Annotated in this window: 19 protein-coding genes; 7 read left to right on the top strand and 12 right to left on the bottom strand. The window is 69.4% G+C overall.

Going from position 1 to position 14,627, the window contains the following annotated elements:
* The first annotated feature begins 8 nt into the window (after positions 1-8).
* From ACVFYP_RS10540 to ACVFYP_RS10525, 4 genes are all read left to right on the top strand, one after another.
* Positions 9-917, top strand: coding sequence for a LysR family transcriptional regulator (locus ACVFYP_RS10540; protein WP_499200130.1), 909 nt, complete (start codon positions 9-11; stop codon positions 915-917).
* Between the two features lie 94 nt (positions 918-1,011).
* Positions 1,012-1,356 carry a hypothetical protein gene (locus tag ACVFYP_RS10535; protein WP_499200129.1) on the top strand — a complete coding sequence of 115 codons (345 nt, stop codon included), beginning with the start codon at positions 1,012-1,014 and terminating at the stop codon, positions 1,354-1,356.
* Between the two features lie 73 nt (positions 1,357-1,429).
* Positions 1,430-1,993 carry a hypothetical protein gene (locus ACVFYP_RS10530; protein WP_499200128.1) on the top strand — a complete coding sequence of 188 codons (564 nt, stop codon included), beginning with the start codon at positions 1,430-1,432 and terminating at the stop codon, positions 1,991-1,993.
* Positions 1,994-2,121: 128 nt separating this feature from the next.
* Positions 2,122-2,325 (top strand): DUF4170 domain-containing protein, encoded by a 204-nt coding sequence (locus ACVFYP_RS10525; RefSeq protein WP_499200127.1) that lies wholly within the window; start codon positions 2,122-2,124, stop codon positions 2,323-2,325.
* Here ACVFYP_RS10525 and ACVFYP_RS10520 read toward each other — a convergent pair.
* The 12 genes from ACVFYP_RS10520 to rplM form a co-directional block, all read right to left on the bottom strand.
* Positions 2,293-3,255, bottom strand: coding sequence for a sterol desaturase family protein (locus tag ACVFYP_RS10520; RefSeq protein ID WP_499200126.1), 963 nt, complete (start codon positions 3,253-3,255; stop codon positions 2,293-2,295). The two genes, ACVFYP_RS10525 and ACVFYP_RS10520, sit on opposite strands and share 33 nt — an antisense overlap.
* On the bottom strand, positions 3,252-3,710 hold the full coding sequence (gene mntR, locus ACVFYP_RS10515) for a manganese-binding transcriptional regulator MntR (RefSeq protein WP_499200125.1): 459 nt from the start codon (positions 3,708-3,710) through the stop codon (positions 3,252-3,254). The genes ACVFYP_RS10520 and mntR overlap by 4 nt, the downstream gene beginning before the upstream one ends.
* A 72-nt stretch (positions 3,711-3,782) precedes the next feature.
* On the bottom strand, positions 3,783-4,643 hold the full coding sequence (locus ACVFYP_RS10510; protein ID WP_499200124.1) for a metal ABC transporter permease: 861 nt from the start codon (positions 4,641-4,643) through the stop codon (positions 3,783-3,785).
* Positions 4,640-5,497, bottom strand: coding sequence for a metal ABC transporter permease (locus tag ACVFYP_RS10505; protein WP_499200123.1), 858 nt, complete (start codon positions 5,495-5,497; stop codon positions 4,640-4,642). Before ACVFYP_RS10505 ends, ACVFYP_RS10510 begins: the two co-directional genes overlap by 4 nt.
* A gap of 241 nt (positions 5,498-5,738) precedes the next feature.
* Complete coding sequence (locus ACVFYP_RS10500; RefSeq protein WP_499200122.1) at positions 5,739-6,611, bottom strand: ATP-binding cassette domain-containing protein; 873 nt, start codon at positions 6,609-6,611, stop codon at positions 5,739-5,741.
* Positions 6,611-7,528, bottom strand: coding sequence for a metal ABC transporter substrate-binding protein (locus ACVFYP_RS10495; protein ID WP_499200121.1), 918 nt, complete (start codon positions 7,526-7,528; stop codon positions 6,611-6,613). The genes ACVFYP_RS10500 and ACVFYP_RS10495 overlap by 1 nt, the downstream gene beginning before the upstream one ends.
* 137 nt (positions 7,529-7,665) lie before the next feature.
* On the bottom strand, positions 7,666-8,232 hold the full coding sequence (locus tag ACVFYP_RS10490; protein WP_499200120.1) for a hypothetical protein: 567 nt from the start codon (positions 8,230-8,232) through the stop codon (positions 7,666-7,668).
* Complete coding sequence (locus tag ACVFYP_RS10485) at positions 8,201-8,779, bottom strand: hypothetical protein (RefSeq protein ID WP_499200119.1); 579 nt, start codon at positions 8,777-8,779, stop codon at positions 8,201-8,203. The genes ACVFYP_RS10490 and ACVFYP_RS10485 overlap by 32 nt, the downstream gene beginning before the upstream one ends.
* 82 nt (positions 8,780-8,861) lie before the next feature.
* On the bottom strand, positions 8,862-9,389 hold the full coding sequence (locus tag ACVFYP_RS10480) for a gamma carbonic anhydrase family protein (protein WP_499200118.1): 528 nt from the start codon (positions 9,387-9,389) through the stop codon (positions 8,862-8,864).
* Positions 9,390-9,407: 18 nt separating this feature from the next.
* A complete protein-coding gene (argC, locus tag ACVFYP_RS10475) occupies positions 9,408-10,367 on the bottom strand; it encodes an N-acetyl-gamma-glutamyl-phosphate reductase (protein WP_499200117.1) in 960 nt (319 codons plus the stop codon).
* Between the two features lie 132 nt (positions 10,368-10,499).
* Positions 10,500-11,006 (bottom strand): 30S ribosomal protein S9, encoded by a 507-nt coding sequence (rpsI, locus tag ACVFYP_RS10470; RefSeq protein ID WP_499200116.1) that lies wholly within the window; start codon positions 11,004-11,006, stop codon positions 10,500-10,502.
* A gap of 2 nt (positions 11,007-11,008) precedes the next feature.
* Entirely contained in the window at positions 11,009-11,512 is a 504-nt protein-coding gene (rplM, locus tag ACVFYP_RS10465; RefSeq protein ID WP_499200115.1) for a 50S ribosomal protein L13, read from the bottom strand.
* Between the two features lie 176 nt (positions 11,513-11,688).
* Between rplM and ACVFYP_RS10460 the strand changes: the two genes are divergently transcribed.
* Genes ACVFYP_RS10460 through ACVFYP_RS10450 form a run of 3 tightly spaced genes read left to right on the top strand, consistent with a single transcriptional unit; the run spans position 11,689 to position 14,612 of the window.
* The gene (locus ACVFYP_RS10460; RefSeq protein WP_499200114.1) at positions 11,689-12,081 is read left to right on the top strand and encodes a VOC family protein; all 393 of its coding nucleotides are present in this window, start codon (positions 11,689-11,691) and stop codon (positions 12,079-12,081) included.
* Positions 12,082-12,127: 46 nt separating this feature from the next.
* On the top strand, positions 12,128-13,828 hold the full coding sequence (locus ACVFYP_RS10455; protein WP_499200113.1) for a dihydroxy-acid dehydratase: 1,701 nt from the start codon (positions 12,128-12,130) through the stop codon (positions 13,826-13,828).
* Positions 13,829-13,877: 49 nt separating this feature from the next.
* Positions 13,878-14,612 (top strand): hypothetical protein, encoded by a 735-nt coding sequence (locus ACVFYP_RS10450; protein ID WP_499200112.1) that lies wholly within the window; start codon positions 13,878-13,880, stop codon positions 14,610-14,612.
* Positions 14,613-14,627: the final 15 nt, after the last annotated feature.

Raw genomic sequence — 14,627 nt, 5'->3', positions numbered from 1 at the left:
TGCGCGAGATGACCTATTTCCTGGCGGCCAGCCAGACGCTGCATTTCACCCGCGCCGCCAGCCTCTGCGGCGTCACCCAGCCGACCCTGACCCGCGGCATCCAGAAGCTGGAAAAGGAGCTCGGAGCGCCGCTCTTCGCGCGGGAAGGCGGGACCACCCATCTGACGGCGCTCGGCCGCATGGTGCAGCCGCGGATCGAGGAGATCGTCGCGCGCAGCCGCGCCGTGCAGAAGCAGGCGGCGTTGCATCAGCGGCTTCAGGGCAGCGACCTGCGGCTGGGCATCATGTGCTCGCTCGGACCGGCGCGCTTCGGCGCGCTGCTGGGCCGCTTCCGCGCGGCACAGCCCGGCATCGACCTCAGCCTGACGGATGCGCCGCCGGATCGGCTGGCGGAGCAACTGCTGCAGGGTGACCTGGATGCGGCGCTGATGGTGCAGCCGGAGGCCTATCATGAGCGGCTGCGCGCCGAACCGCTTTACGCCGAACGCTACCTGGTCGCCTGCGCGCCGAGCCATCCCTTCGCCCAGCGCCGCTGCATCGCCATGCGCGACATGGATGGCCAGACCTACCTCTCCCGCATCAACTGCGAGCATCGCGACGTGCTGCGGGAGCATCTGGCGGCGGCCGGGGCGCAGCTTGTCCATGCCTGCCGCAGCGAGAGGGAGGACTGGATCCAGTGCCTGGTCGCGGCCGGGATGGGGGTATGCTTCCTGCCGGAATTCAGCGCCGTGCAATCCGGGCTCGTGTTGCGGCCGGTGATGGATTCGCCGGTGGCGCGGCAGGTCTGCCTGGTGACCGTGGCCGGGCGGCGCTGGTCCGGCCCGCTGTCCCGCTTCGTGGAGGCGCTGCGCCGTACCCGCTTCGCCGCGCCGCCGGCGAATGACCAGCCTCATGCGCCGCGCGCATCATTCCGATAGAGGCGGCGCATGGAGGCTGCGCCACCTCGCGCGGCCGCCTCACTTTCCCCGTCAGGCGCGGCACTTCGCCGAAGCCCGAGGACGGAGACGCCCGATGATGTTGACGAACCGCACGCCCCTTCTGGCCGCCGCGCTGCTGCTGCTCGGCGCCCCTGCCGCCCTGGCTCAGAGCTACCCGCGGGTGACCGGCACGGGCGAGAACATGATGGTGGAGTACGGCCCGATGGGTCAGGGCACGCTGGTCGGTGGCGGCCGGGTGATGGTCTCCGAGCCCGGCGGGATGGATGTGAAGGTGGTGCATTTCGACGCCATGTTCGCCCAGGCGCCGCGCCCGGGCTTCGTGCCCCTGACCATCGGCTCCGGCGAATCGCAGCAGACGGTCTATGTCCCGGCGGGAATGGTGGAGATGTTCCGTCGCGCCCGCGACGGCGGCCGCTGAACACATCTGTGTGGAACCCGCGGCGGCGCTTCGATAGGCTGGCGACAGCAACCCGGCGTTCCGCGGAGGATGCATGTGCGAAGAATGCCGCAAATCGGCGCTCGGCATGGTCAGCACCGCGCAGCGGCTCAAGGATGAGCCGCTGCCGGCCTTTGCCCAGGGCCATTACCGCCCGCCGAGCGAGGTGATTCCCAAATTCAACTTCCGCTATGTCCGGCTGCCCACCAGCACGACCTTCGCCCATGCGAACGGCCGCCCGCCGGAGGAGATCAAGGCCTCCGGCGGGCTCGACCCCGCCTTCTCCACTGAGATCTGCTACAGCGGCGACAGCGGCGTCCATGAACGCTGGTTCGACCGCCTCGTCTTCGCCGCGCGCTGGGACCCGAATGGCACGCGGGTGCTGTCCAAGGTGGCGGAGATGCAGGGCTATGGCACCGACGCCCAGGGGAAGGGCGATGTCTTCAACTACATCTTCGAGGCCCCGGCCGGCACGCTGATCCGCAGCACCAACGGCTCGCTGAACGGCGAGGTCTGCTTCCCGGAAGTGATCCCCTGGGCCTGGATTGTCTCGGTCCGCAAGGTCAGCCGCGCAGGGGGCGGCAAGCTGGCCAGCGTCGTCGTCTATACCCGGGCCTGAACGAAGGGCCGCTTCATCGCTTGTGAAGACCACGGGGCGCAGGCTTGCCGCGCTTTCACCGGGCTGCCGTTTCCGGCCGCCGGGATAATGCGGTATTGCTGCGCTGCGGCATGAACAAGGGAATGGCGATGAGCGAGCGGCAGATCTGGGTGGTCTGGGGTGGCGTCTTCACCGACACCAATTTCACGGTGCTGGAGAAGGGGACCGAGGAGCTGCACGGCCCCTATCACAGCGAGGCGGAGGCGGACCGCGCCTGGCAGGACCATACCCGCCGCAAGGTCGATATCGCGACGCACCGCCTATTCGTGCTGCTCGCGCGTCGGGCGGGCTGAGCGGGGACGCAGCCGGGCCAGCGCGGCGCGCAGCCCGGCCACCTGCTGCGCCAGGAAGCCGCCGGTGACGATCGCCTCATCCGCCCCCGGCACGCCGGTGGCGGGGTAGTGGCGCCGGTTCCAGTTGGCCGTCCCAAAAATCCAGTCCCAGACCGGCAGCAGCACGCCGTAATTCACGCCCTTCGCCTCGGTGGACAGCACGCCGTGATGGGCGCGGTGGAAGCGCGGCGAGACCAGCAGCCTTTCGCCGACCGCGCCGAAATCCACCCGCGCATTGGCATGCGACAGCGATTCGACGATGCGGGTGACCAGCACGATCAGCGGGAACTGCGCCGGCGGCACGCCGATGGCCAGCGCCATCAGGCCGAGCCAGACGGCGGCGATGACGTCATCCACCAGATGGTTGCGGTCATCGGTCCAGAAGGTCATCTGCGTCTGGGCGTGATGCACCGCATGCAGCTCCCACCACCAGGGGATGCTGTGCTGCAGCCGGTGGCGCCAGTATTCGCCGAAATCCAGCACCACCACATAGACCGCCAGCGCGATAAGCGGGTACTCCCGCAACGGCGGGATCAGGCTTTCCAGCGTCGGCGGCACCGCGCCGAAATCGACGATGGTGCCATGCAGCCAGACCTGCAAAGGCCGGAACAGGACGAAGACCGCCAGCGGCAGGATGCCGAGGCGAATCAGCAGGGTGTAGAGGATATCCGTCCGCACCGCCGCGCTGTCCTTCCAGCGCTCCACCGGCCGCCACAGCTCCAGCCCGCCGCAAAGCGCGATGCAGACGGCGATCTGCACCAGGCCGAGCAGGGCGAAGCCGAGCCAGTCGAAGGCCTCCTCTTCCCACGCCATCAGGCCGAGATCGTAGAGGGCCGGTATGAGCCAGGCCTCATGGATGCTGGCGCGGATGCCGTCGAGGAATTCGATCATGGGGCCTTGCCACGCTCCGCCAGGAACCGCTCGAAAGCGGCCAGGGTCTCGGCGCTGACATGGTGCTCGATCCCCTCCGCGTCAGCCTCCGCCGTCTCGGCCGGCACGCCCAGCGCGGTGAGGAAGGCGACGACGGTCTGATGCCGGGCGCGGACGCGGCGCGCCAGCTCATGACCGGCCTCGGTCAGGAAGACTCCGCGATAGGGTTTGGAATGCGCCAGGCCGTCGCGCTTCAGCCGGCCGATGGTCTTGATGGCGGTGGCATGGGTGACGCCGAGGCGGCGGGCGATATCGGTCGGCCGCGCCTCCGAATCGCGTTCCAGCAGGTCGGCAATGATCTCCACATAATCCTCCGCCAGCGCGGCCGCGCGGGCGGAGCGGGCGGAGGCATGGCGCGCGGCCTCATCCGGCGGTTCGGATGGGGCGGGGTCCGGGCTGGGATCGGCCGTGGTCATCGCACCATCCTAGCATCACGGAATGGTGGGTGCCAATTTGTAGCTTTGGTAACATTGTGTGCCGGACCTCCCTCATGCAGAGGTCGCGACCTCCGTCCGGGCGGCGACGCGCCGGCGCAGCAAGCCATGGCGTGGCGAGGCCAGCAGCGCGATGACAAAAATCGCCGACAGCGCCAGCACGATGGACCCGGCGGTCGAGGCATTCAGCATGAAGCTGACCTGGATACCCACCACGGTCGCCGTGCAGGCCGCCGCCACCGAGACCATCACCATCCGCCCAAAACGGTCCGTCATCAGCAGGCCGATGGCACCGGGCGTGATCAGCAGCGCCACCACCAGGATGACGCCCACCGCCTGCACCCCCGCCACGATGCTGGCCGCCAGCACCGTCAGCAGCAGCAGCCGGAGCCGGCCCACATGCAGGCCGACGATGCGCGCCTGACCCGGGTCGAAGCAGTACAGCACCAGGTCCCGCCCGCGCACCGCCAGGATCAACAGGGCGGCCGTGGTGATGCCCAGCGTCGTCCAGAAATCCTCGGCTTCGATCCCGAGAATGCTGCCGAACAGCACATGGGAGAGATGGACGTTGGACCGCACCTGCGACAGCAGGATCAGCCCCACCGCGAACATGCCGCTGAACACCACGCCCATCGCCGCATCCTCCTTGACGCGGGAGGTCGCCTTGATGGCGCCGGAGGCGATGGCGCAGGTGAGGCCGGCGACGAAGGCGCCGATCACCAGCGGAATGCCGAGCAGCCAGGCGCCGACCACGCCGGGCAGGATGGCGTGGCTGACCGCATCGCCCATCAGCGACCAGCCCTTCAGCACTACGAAGCAGGACAGGATGGCTGAAAGGCCCGCGACCATCAGGCCAACGACCAGGGCCTGGATCATGAAGCCATGCATCCAGGGGGCGAGCAGGGCTTCGATCATGCGGGGGACTCCACGGCATTCGCGGCGGCGCGGCGGCTGGCGCGGATGCCGTGCTTGGGGGCGAAGACCAGCACGACCACGAAGATCGCGGCCTGGAGGGCGACGATGCTGCCGCCGGTCGAGCCATCCAGGAAATAGCTGGCATAGGCGCCGAGGAAGCCAGTGCCGGCGCCGATGGCGGAGGCGATCGCCGCCATCCGCCCGAAGCGGTCGGCCAGCAGATAGGCGGTGGCGCCGGGCGTCACCAGCATGCCGATGACCAGCACCGCGCCCACCGCCTGCAACCCGGCCACCGCCGTCGCCGCCAGCAGCGTCAGCAGCAGCACCCGCATCCGCCCGGGGCTACCGCCCGCGGCCACGAGTTGCACGGGATCGAACAGCGACAGCATCAGGTCGCGCCCGCGAATGGCGATGACCAGCGCCACCACCACGGCGATGACCGCCATCTGGATGATGTCGGCATCGGCGATGCCCAGCACATTGCCGAAGATGATGGTCTGCAGCCGTACATTTGACGGGAACAGCGAGAGCAGGAACAGGCCGAGGCCGAAGAAGCTGGTGAAGACCACACCGATCACCGCATCCTCCCGGATCGGCGTGCGGCCGCGCAGCCCGGCCATGGCGAGTGCCGCCAACATGCCGGAGGCGAAGGCGCCGATGGCGAAGGGAATGCCGCCAAGCCAGGCCAGCACCACGCCCGGCACGATGGCATGGCTCAGCGCATCGCCCATCAGCGACCAGCCCTTCAGCACCACGTAGCAGGAGAGCAGCCCGGCCACGGCGCCGACCAGCACGCTGATGCCCATGGCGCGCAGCATGTAGTCGTATTCGAAGGGGATCAGGAGTTCGCTCATGGGGCGGGGGTCCCGGTGGCCTGGCCCGCCGCCCTGCTGAAGCCCTCTCCCCCGGACGGGGGGAGAGGGTTGGGGTGAGGGGGGCCGCCGAGACGCAGAACAGCCCGCCAAGCCGGAAGCAGAGGGCTTGTGTGAATTGCGCTGCCCTGCGCGACCAGGCCCCCCTCACCCAACCCTCTCCCCCCGTTGGGTGGAGAGGGCTTTCCTGGAATGGCGAGAATGGCCGTCATCACGCGCACCCTCACAAATCCTGCGTCAGCCGGCCGAGCACCCGCCCGTCCGGCGCCATCACCAGCGGCCGCTCGTCATCCGACAGCACCACCACATGCCCCGCCTCCAACGGCGCATGAGCCTTGGCCTGTTCCGGCAGGCTGTGCTGGCGCAGCGCGCCGCCGAAGGCGTGCAGCAGGTTGGGGCCGGTGAAGACCTCCGCGGTCGGGCCAGCCGCCAGCACGGTGCGGTTCACCAGCACTACGTGGTCGCAGAAGGTGGGCACGGAGCCGAGGTTGTGGGTGGAGACCAGGATGATCTTCCCCTCCTCCCGCAGCGCCTTCAGCAGGTCGATGATGGCATCCTCGGTGGTCACATCGACGCCGGTGAAGGGCTCGTCGAGCAGCAGCAACTGGCCGCCCTGGGCCAAGGCGCGCGCCAGGAAGACGCGCTTGCGCTGGCCGCCGGACAGCTCGCCGATCTGCCGTTCCGCCAGTTCCAGCATGCCGACGCGGGCCAGCGCGGCATCCACCGCCGCGCGGTCGGCGGCGCGTGGGATCCGCAGGATGTTCATGTGGCCGTAGCGGCCCATCATCACCACGTCGCGCACGCCCACGGGGAAGGACCAGTCCACCTCCTCCGCCTGCGGCACATAGGCGACGAGGTTGCGCCGCAGCGCCGCCTGCACCGGTTCCCCACCGATGCGCACACTGCCGGCGCTGGGCCGGACCAGGCCCATGATGGATTTGAACAGCGTCGACTTGCCGCTGCCATTCACGCCCACCAGCCCGCAGACCGTGCCGGGCGCCAGGATGAAGTTGGCATCGCGCAGCGCCAGATGGCCGTTGGGATAGGTGACGGTGATGCCCTGCACCACCAGCCCAGGCAAAGCTCCGCCATCCATCAGCGGGACGCCTGCGTGCCGAGCAGGCCGCGCAGGATCACCTCCGCATTGGCCTCCAGCAGCTTGAGATAGGTCGGCGCCGGGCCGTCATCGGGGGTCAGGCTGTCGACGAACAGGGCGCCGCCGTAACGCGCCCCCGCCTCCCGCGCCACCTGGCGCATGGGGCGGTCGTTCACCGTGCTTTCGCAGAACACCGCCGGCACGCGCGTGCGCCGCACCGTGTCGATCATGCTGCGGATCTGGCGGGGCGAGCCCTCATCCTCCGCATTGATCGGCCAGAGATAGGCCTCCCGCAGGCCGTAGTCGCGGGTCAGGTAGCTGAAGGCGCCCTCGCAGGTGGCCAGCACGCGGCGATCCGCCGGCAGCCGCGCCAGGCTTTCGCGCATCCGCGCATCCACCGCGCGGATCTGCGCCGAATAGCGTTCCGCATTGGCGGCGAAGACGGCGGCGCTGGCCGGGTCGAGCGCGGTCAGCGCCTTGCGGATGTTCTCGACATAGACCAGCGCCAGGGTGGGCGACATCCAGGCATGCGGGTTGGGCTGGTTGGCATAGGGACCCTCACCGATGCCGATGGGGGTGATGCCCTCCGTCAGCACCGCCTGCCGGGCATTGCCGGCGCGGCTGAAAAACCGCTCGAACCAACGCTCCAGCCCCATGCCGTTCCACAGCACCAGATCGGCCGCGCGGGCGCGCACCACATCCAGCGGCGTCGGTTCGTAGTCATGGATCTCGGCGCCGGGGCGGGTGAGGCTTTCCACCAGCACCGCCTCCCCCGCCACGTTCTGCGCCATGTCGGCCAGCACGGTGAAGGTGGCGACGACGCGCTTCGGCGCCTGGGCGTGGGCGGGCAAAGCGAGAAGCGCGGGCAGGGCCAGGCTGGCGGCCAGCAGGCGGCGGCGGGTGGCAGGTCCGGTCATGGCATCCCTATCGGCTGACGAGTCGGTGGATGTCGTATGAGGTTGAACATCAGGCTCGGCCGTCAGTATGTAGCCAAGGCTACATGCAATGCAAGGGAGCAGACTCCCAGGGTGGGAGACCCCCCGTCATCACCCCGTCAGTCGACGTCCCAGCGCCCGTCGCCGGTAATTTCGGATTGCGCCAGCGCAGTGGCCTGGGCGGCGCGCGGCAGGGCCGGCAGCGCCCCGAGGCGTGCCAACACGGCCGCCCCCTGCCCGGCCGACACCGCGTCCAGCGCCGCTGTCGCGCGCGGCACCTCGCCGGCCTCCAGCGCACCGGCGGCATCGAGCATCGCCCCCGCCACGGCGGCCGGCGTGGCGGAGGCCGGGATGCCCAGGGCGGCGCGCAGCTCGTCGCGGCCTTGGATCAGCAAGGGTCCAAGCAAGGGCGAGGCGCGCCGCCATTCGGCCAGCTGGACCAGCTCCGCCGCCAGCCATTCCAGTCGCGCCGCCTGCCGCGCGGCCTCCGCCGGCCGGCCGGCCAAGGCTCCGGTGTCGGCGAAGGCCGGCGCGGCGGCGAGCACCGCGGCGCGGGCCGGGTCCGCCAGCCCGGCCGGCATGGCGATGGGCACGACAGCCGCCGGCGGGGCGGGCAGCGCGCCGCAGCCCGCGAGGATCAGAAAGGCGAGAGCTCTAGAAAATCCGGTCACGCTGGCTGCGGTCATTGTCGCGCCGGTTCAGCGCATCCCGCGCCCGGGCCGTGGCGGAGGCGGCGCGCGGCAAAGGCGGCAACTCCGCCAATCGCGCCAGCGCTGCTTCAGTGCCGCCCTGGGGCACGAGGGGCGCCAGCGCCGTACCAGCCGCCGCGCGATCGTCGCGGCGCAGGGCCGCGGCCGCGTCATACAACGCATTCACCGCCGATTGCGGCGAGGCATCGCTCCGGAAGCCCAGGGCCTGGCGTGCTTCCGCCCGCGCCTGGCGCAGCTCCACCGAAACCCCCGGCTGCATATCCCGCCAAGGGCCGCCGAAGCCCAGCTCCACCGTCAGGTATTCGAGCTGCGCCAATGCCTGCGCCGCCGCCGCCGGGTTTCCGGCCAGGACGGAGGGCGTGCCGAAGGCGTAGGAGGAGGCCAGGATGGCGCCGCGGGTGGGATCGCCTACCCCGGACCGCTCGGCGCTGACCGGCAGGTTCACATATTCCGGGGGTGGGCTGGGCGTGCAGGCGCCGGCCAGCAGGGCTGTCACGGCCAGGGCGGCGAGCGGTGGTCGCATCTCGGGCATCCTCACCTTGCTGACAGGAAACTGGGGCGGGCCTGACCGCCCCGCAAGTCGCCCGCCGAAGCTCAGCGCGCCTTCAACGCGCCAATGAGGCGCGATGCCGCTTCGACAGCGCCACGTAATTCGGCGCGGTGCGGTCGAACTTGGCACGCTCCTCCGCCGACATCACCCGCACCAACTTGGCCGGGCTGCCCATCCACAGCTCGTTCGGGCCGATCACCTTGCCGGGCGGCAGCATGCCACCGGCGCCGAGCATGCCGCCCTCCTCGATTACCGCGCGATCCAGCACCGTCGCGCCCATGCCGACGAAAGCACGGTTCTTCAGGGTGCAGGCATGCACGATGCAGGCATGGCCGATGGTGACGTCATCGCCGATGATCAGCGGCTCCGCCCCCGCATTCAGGTGCAGCACGCTGCCGTCCTGGATATTGGTGCGGGCGCCGATGCGCATGATGTTGGTGTCGCCACGCAGCACGCAGTGATACCAGACGCTGCTGTCCTCGCCGATCTCGACATCGCCAATGACAATGGCCGTCGGCGCCACCCAGGCCTCCGGATGAATCTTTGGGGTCTTGTCCTCGAAGGGAATCACGGGGCCGGTCATCTTGTCGTTGTCCTCCGGTTACGCTGCCAAGGGCAGTGCGGCGGCCACGTCCACACCGAGCATCAGCCCGATATTCTGCACCGCCGCGCCGGATGCACCCTTGCCCAGATTGTCGAGCTTGGCCACCAGCACCGCCTGCCCCAGCGCCGCATTCCCGTAGACGCGCAGCTCCAGAAAATTGCTGCCGTTCAACTCCTCCGGTGCCAGCCGCGCCTTGGGGTCGGCCGCTTCCACCCGCACCCAGCCGCTGCCGGCATAGGCGGCACGCAGGCAGGCTTCGAGGTCGGCCGGCGTCGGCTTGCCGTTCAGCAGGTCGAGATGCAGCGGCAGGGAGACCAGCATGCCCTGGGCGAAATCGCCGACCGAGGGCACGAAAACCGGCCGCCGCGTCAGCGCGCCGTACTTCTGCAACTCCGGCACATGCTTGTGCTCAAGGTTCAGGCCGTAGAGGAAAAACGGCGCGGCGCTGCGGGTCGGCTCGAACTCCGCGATCATCTGCTTGCCGCCGCCCGAATAGCCGGAGACGGCATTGACGGTCACCGGATAATCCGGCGGCAGCAGCCCGGCCTCGACCAGCGGGCGGATCAGCGCGATGCCGCCGGTGGGGTAGCAGCCGGGATTGGAGACGCGCGTGGCAGCGGCCACGGCGGCCGTCTGCGCTGCGTTCAACTCCGGAAAACCATAGACCCAGTTCGGGTCCACCCGGTGCGCGGTGGAGGCATCGATCAGCTTGGGCGCATCGGCGCCGAGGGCCTGCGCCATGGCGGCGCTTTCCTTGGCCGCGGCATCGGGCAGGCAGAGGACCACCAGATCCACCTCCGCCATCAGGGCGCGCTTCGCCTCGGCATCCTTGCGCTGAGCATCGGGGATGCTGCGCAGGGCGATTCCGGGGAAGCGGGCCAGGCGCTCACGGATCTGCAATCCGGTGGTGCCGGCTTCGCCGTCGATGAAGACGCTGGGGATGGGTCCCTTGGCCATGGTCGTATTCCCTCGGATCGCAGCCATGCCGCCCTCCGGCGGCCGAAAAAGCAAGAGGGGCAGGCCCTTGCGGACCTGCCCCCCTGATAAACCAGCCATGCAGGCCGGGCGTGACGCCCGGTCCGCCGGGCGTCAGCGCTTGGAGAACTGGAAGGAACGTCGGGCCTTCGCCTTGCCGTACTTCTTGCGCTCAACCACGCGGCTGTCGCGCGTCAGGAAGCCGGCCTTCTTCAGGATGCCGCGCAGGCCCGGCTCGTAATAGGTCAGCGCGCGGGTGATGCCGTGGCGCAGCGCACCGGCCTGGCCGGACAGGCCGCCGCCGACCACCGTCGCGAAGACGTCGAACTGCTGGTCGCGATCGGCGACCAGGAAGGGCTGGCCAATCACCATCCGCAGCACGGGGCGCGCGAAATAGGTGGTGGAGGGCTTGCCGTTGACTTCGATCTTGCCGCTGCCCGGCTTCACCCAGACGCGGGCGATCGCGTTCTTCCGGCGACCGGTGGCGTAGGAACGGCCGAGCGCGTCACGCTTCGGGGCGACGATCGCCGCCGGCTCGGCAGCCGGACCACCGGCGGCCGCGACCAGATCCTTCAGTTCCGCCAGAGACCCGCCGCTGCGGGTGGATTCGGTTTCGCTCATGATCAGGCAGCCTTACCAGCGGCGGCCTTCGCAGGGGCGCCGAAGACGTTCTTGCGGTTCATCGCGCCGACATCCAGCGCGGCCGGGGTATTGCCGGCATGGGGATGCTCGGGGCCGGCATAGACATGCAGGTTGCGCATCTGCGCGCGGCCGAGCGGGCCACGGGTGATCATGCGCTCCACCGCCTTCTCCAGCACCCGCTCGGGGTGCGGGCTGGCCAGGCGTTCCGCGACCGTGCGGCCCTTGATGCCGCCGGCATAGCCGGTGTGCCAGTAGAAGACGGACTGGTCGGCCTTCTGGCCGGTGACCTTGACCTTCTTCGCGTTGATGACGACGACATGGTCGCCGCAATCCACATGCGGGGTGAAGGTCGGCTTGTGCTTGCCGCGCAGGCGATTGGCGATGACGCTGGCGAGACGGCCGAGCACCAGGCCCTCCGCGTCGATCAGCACCCAGTTCTTGGTGACCTCCGCCGGCTTGATGGAGGTGGTTTGCCGAGTAAGCATTTGCTTCGTAATTCCGACTATCGGTCTGGCGCGCCTTATCCAGCCGCGGGGCCGGAAAGTCAAGGCAAACCGGGGTTTTTCCGTGGCGGTATCCCGATACCGCCACCCTCCCGCCAGGACAGCAAGACCTATCAAGCGCCACCATGGCATGACCCCGCCGCAACCGGAGACCCGCCATGCTCAGCCACGTCACCCTCGGCACCAATGATTTCGAGCGCGCCTTGGCCTTCTACGACGCCCTGCTCACGCCGCTGGGCGTAACACGCTTCCATACCGACGCGGCCCAGGGCCAGGCCGGCTATGCCGCGAATCCCGAGGCGACGCCGCAATTCTGGCTGCTGCGCCCGATCGACGGCCGCCCCGCCAGCGTCGGCAATGGCGTCACCCTGGCCTTCGAGGCACCGGACCGCGCCGCCGTCCGCGCCTTCCACGCCACCGGCCTGGCCCAGGGCGGGACGGAGGAGGGTAGCCCTGGCCTGCGGCCGCATTATCATGCCGACTATTACGGGGCGTATCTGCGCGACCCCGATGGCAACAAGCTCTGCTGCGTGTGCCACCGCCCGGAATAACGCCGGCGCGGGGTGCGTGGCGGCCAGGGCGCGGGGGGAAAGCGGCATGGCGACCAAAGCACACGGACTTGGCAAGAACGCCTCCAATTACGGCGATCGCGACTTCGCCCTCTATCTCCGCCGATCCTTCGCCAAATCCATGGGCTATTCCCAGGCCATGCTGGACAAGCCGGTGGTCGGCATCGCCGATACCGGCTCGGACTACAACAACTGCCACCGCACAGCGCCCGAGCTGATCGAGGCGGTCAAACGCGGCGTGCTGGCCGCCGGCGGCCTGCCGCTGGCCTTCCCGACCATCAGCATCTGCGAGCCGTCGCTCTCCCCCTGTTCCATGCACTATCGCAACCTGATGGCGCTGGACACGGAGGCGATGCTGGCGAACCAGCCGATGGACGCCGCCGTGCTGGTGGGTGGCTGCGACAAGACCGTGCCGGCCCAGTTGATGGCGGCCATCTCCTCCGGCACGCCGAGCGTGATGCTGGTGGTCGGCCCGATGCTGGCGCAGTCCTTTGCCGGCGAACGGCTTTCCGCCTGCACCGATTGCCGCCGCTACTGGGCGCGCTACCGGGCGGGCGAAGTGTCGGGGGAGCGGATCAAGACCCTGGAAGGCAAGCTGGCCACCACCGCCGGCACCTGCGGCGTGATGGGCACGGCCAGCACCATGGCCTGCATCGCGAGCGTGCTCGGCTTCATGCCGCTGGACGCGGCCTCCGCCCCCGCGGTGCATGCGGACCGTCTGCGCATGGCGGAGGAGGCCGGCGCCCAGGCGGTGCGGCTTATCCAGAAGCCGGTCACGCCGCTTTCGCTGATGACCCAGGGCAATCTGGACAATGCCGTGCGGGTGCTGCTGTCCATCGGCGGCTCCACCAATGCCGTGGTGCATCTGGCGGCGATTGCCGGCCGCGCCGGTCTGAAGCTGGATCTGCGGCGCCTGGATGAGCTCAGCGAGACCACCCCCGTGCTGGTCGATCTGAAGCCGACCGGCGAGGGCTATATGGAAGACTTCCACAGCGCCGGTGGCATGCAGGCCCTGCTGTGGGAAATCCGGGACCTGCTGGACCTCGACACGCTGGACCTCGATGGCGTGACGCTGCGCGACCGCATCGGCGATGGCAGTCATTTCGTCGATCGCAAGATCATCCGCGCCCGCGAAACGCCGGTTTCGCCGGTCGGTGGCCTTGTCACGCTCTATGGCTCCCTCGCCCCGGACGGCGCCATCCTGAAGCGCAGCGCCGCCACCGCCGCCCTGTTCGAGACCGAAGCACGCTGCCTGGTCTTCGACGGGCTGGAAGATCTGGCCAACCGGATCGACGACCCGGATCTGGACGTGCTGGCCACCGATATTCTGGTTCTCAAGAATGCCGGCCCGCGTTCCCCGGCGGGCATGCCGGAGGCCGGCTATCTGCCGATCCCCAAGAAGCTCGCGCGCCAGGGCGTGAAGGACATGGTGCGGATTTCCGACTGCCGCATGTCCGGCACCGCCTTCGGCACCATCGTGCTGCATGTGGCGCCCGAGGCCTCGGTCGGCGGGCCCCTCGCTCTGGCCGAGACCGGCGACCGCATCCGGCTGTCCGTGAAGGACCGCCGGATCGAGCTTCTGGTGGAGGAGGCGGAAATGACCCGCCGCCGCGCCCTCTGGTCCCCCGCCCCCGCCCCGGCGCGGGGCTGGGACCGGCTGGTGCATGAGCAGGTGACACAGGCCCCGCAGGGCGCCGACCTGGCCTTCATGCTGCCGCCGGGTGGCTAAGGCTGCCGCACCGGCCGTGCCGCGCTGGCGCCGCTGGCTGAAATGGGTTGTGCTGCTGCTGGTGCTGGGCTGGCTCGGCAACTGCACCCTCACAGTACTGCGCGGCATCCACCCACCGTTCTGGATGCTCTACGCCATGGCGCAGGTGGCCGTGTTCGTGGAGTTCCATGAACACGGCCTCCAGGGCCCCCTCGGTATAGCTGACGGCATGCCAGGTACCCGGCCCGAAGCCTGCTTCCAGAACGGCGCACCGCATCCTTCCCTGGCGGCGGGCCAGAGCTGCCATCCCGGCATCTTTCAACGCGAAGGCGGCTACACCAGCTCCTTTTTCCTGTCGCAGGCGCGGGCCAGCGGCGTCGTCCTGCCGGCCTTCCTGATGCAGACAGGCTTCGGGGGACGGCTCCTCGCCTATGCCGAGGCGCCCTGTCGCGCCGCCCGCGACTTCGAAAGCGTGGTCCTTCCGCCGCGATCTCTCCAGCACTTTGCCTGGCTGGCGCAGGAGATGCACCTCATCCGGACCATTTTCGATTGCGAGGGCGACGGCCGGCTGCGCCCCGAATATCAGCCCTACTGGTCGGAAATGACCTTTCGCGTGCATCTCTATGACGCTGCCGGCCAGGGCGTCGGCATGCTTGACTTCGCACCAAGCTGGACCTTGCGAAGAAGCGGCCATGAGCCGGCCCGCCGCATCGGCGTGCGGGAAGAATTCCGCTGGCTGCCCGACCAGTTCCCGCCCGCCATGGCGCTTGACCAGCCCGCCACCGTCGCGCATCCAGACCCCTGACGACAGAGGCCGCCC

The sequence above is a fragment of the Roseomonas sp. F4 genome, from assembly GCF_053891155.1.
Note: the sequence above shows the minus strand (reverse complement) of the source record. Positions and strands in the feature narration are given on the sequence as shown.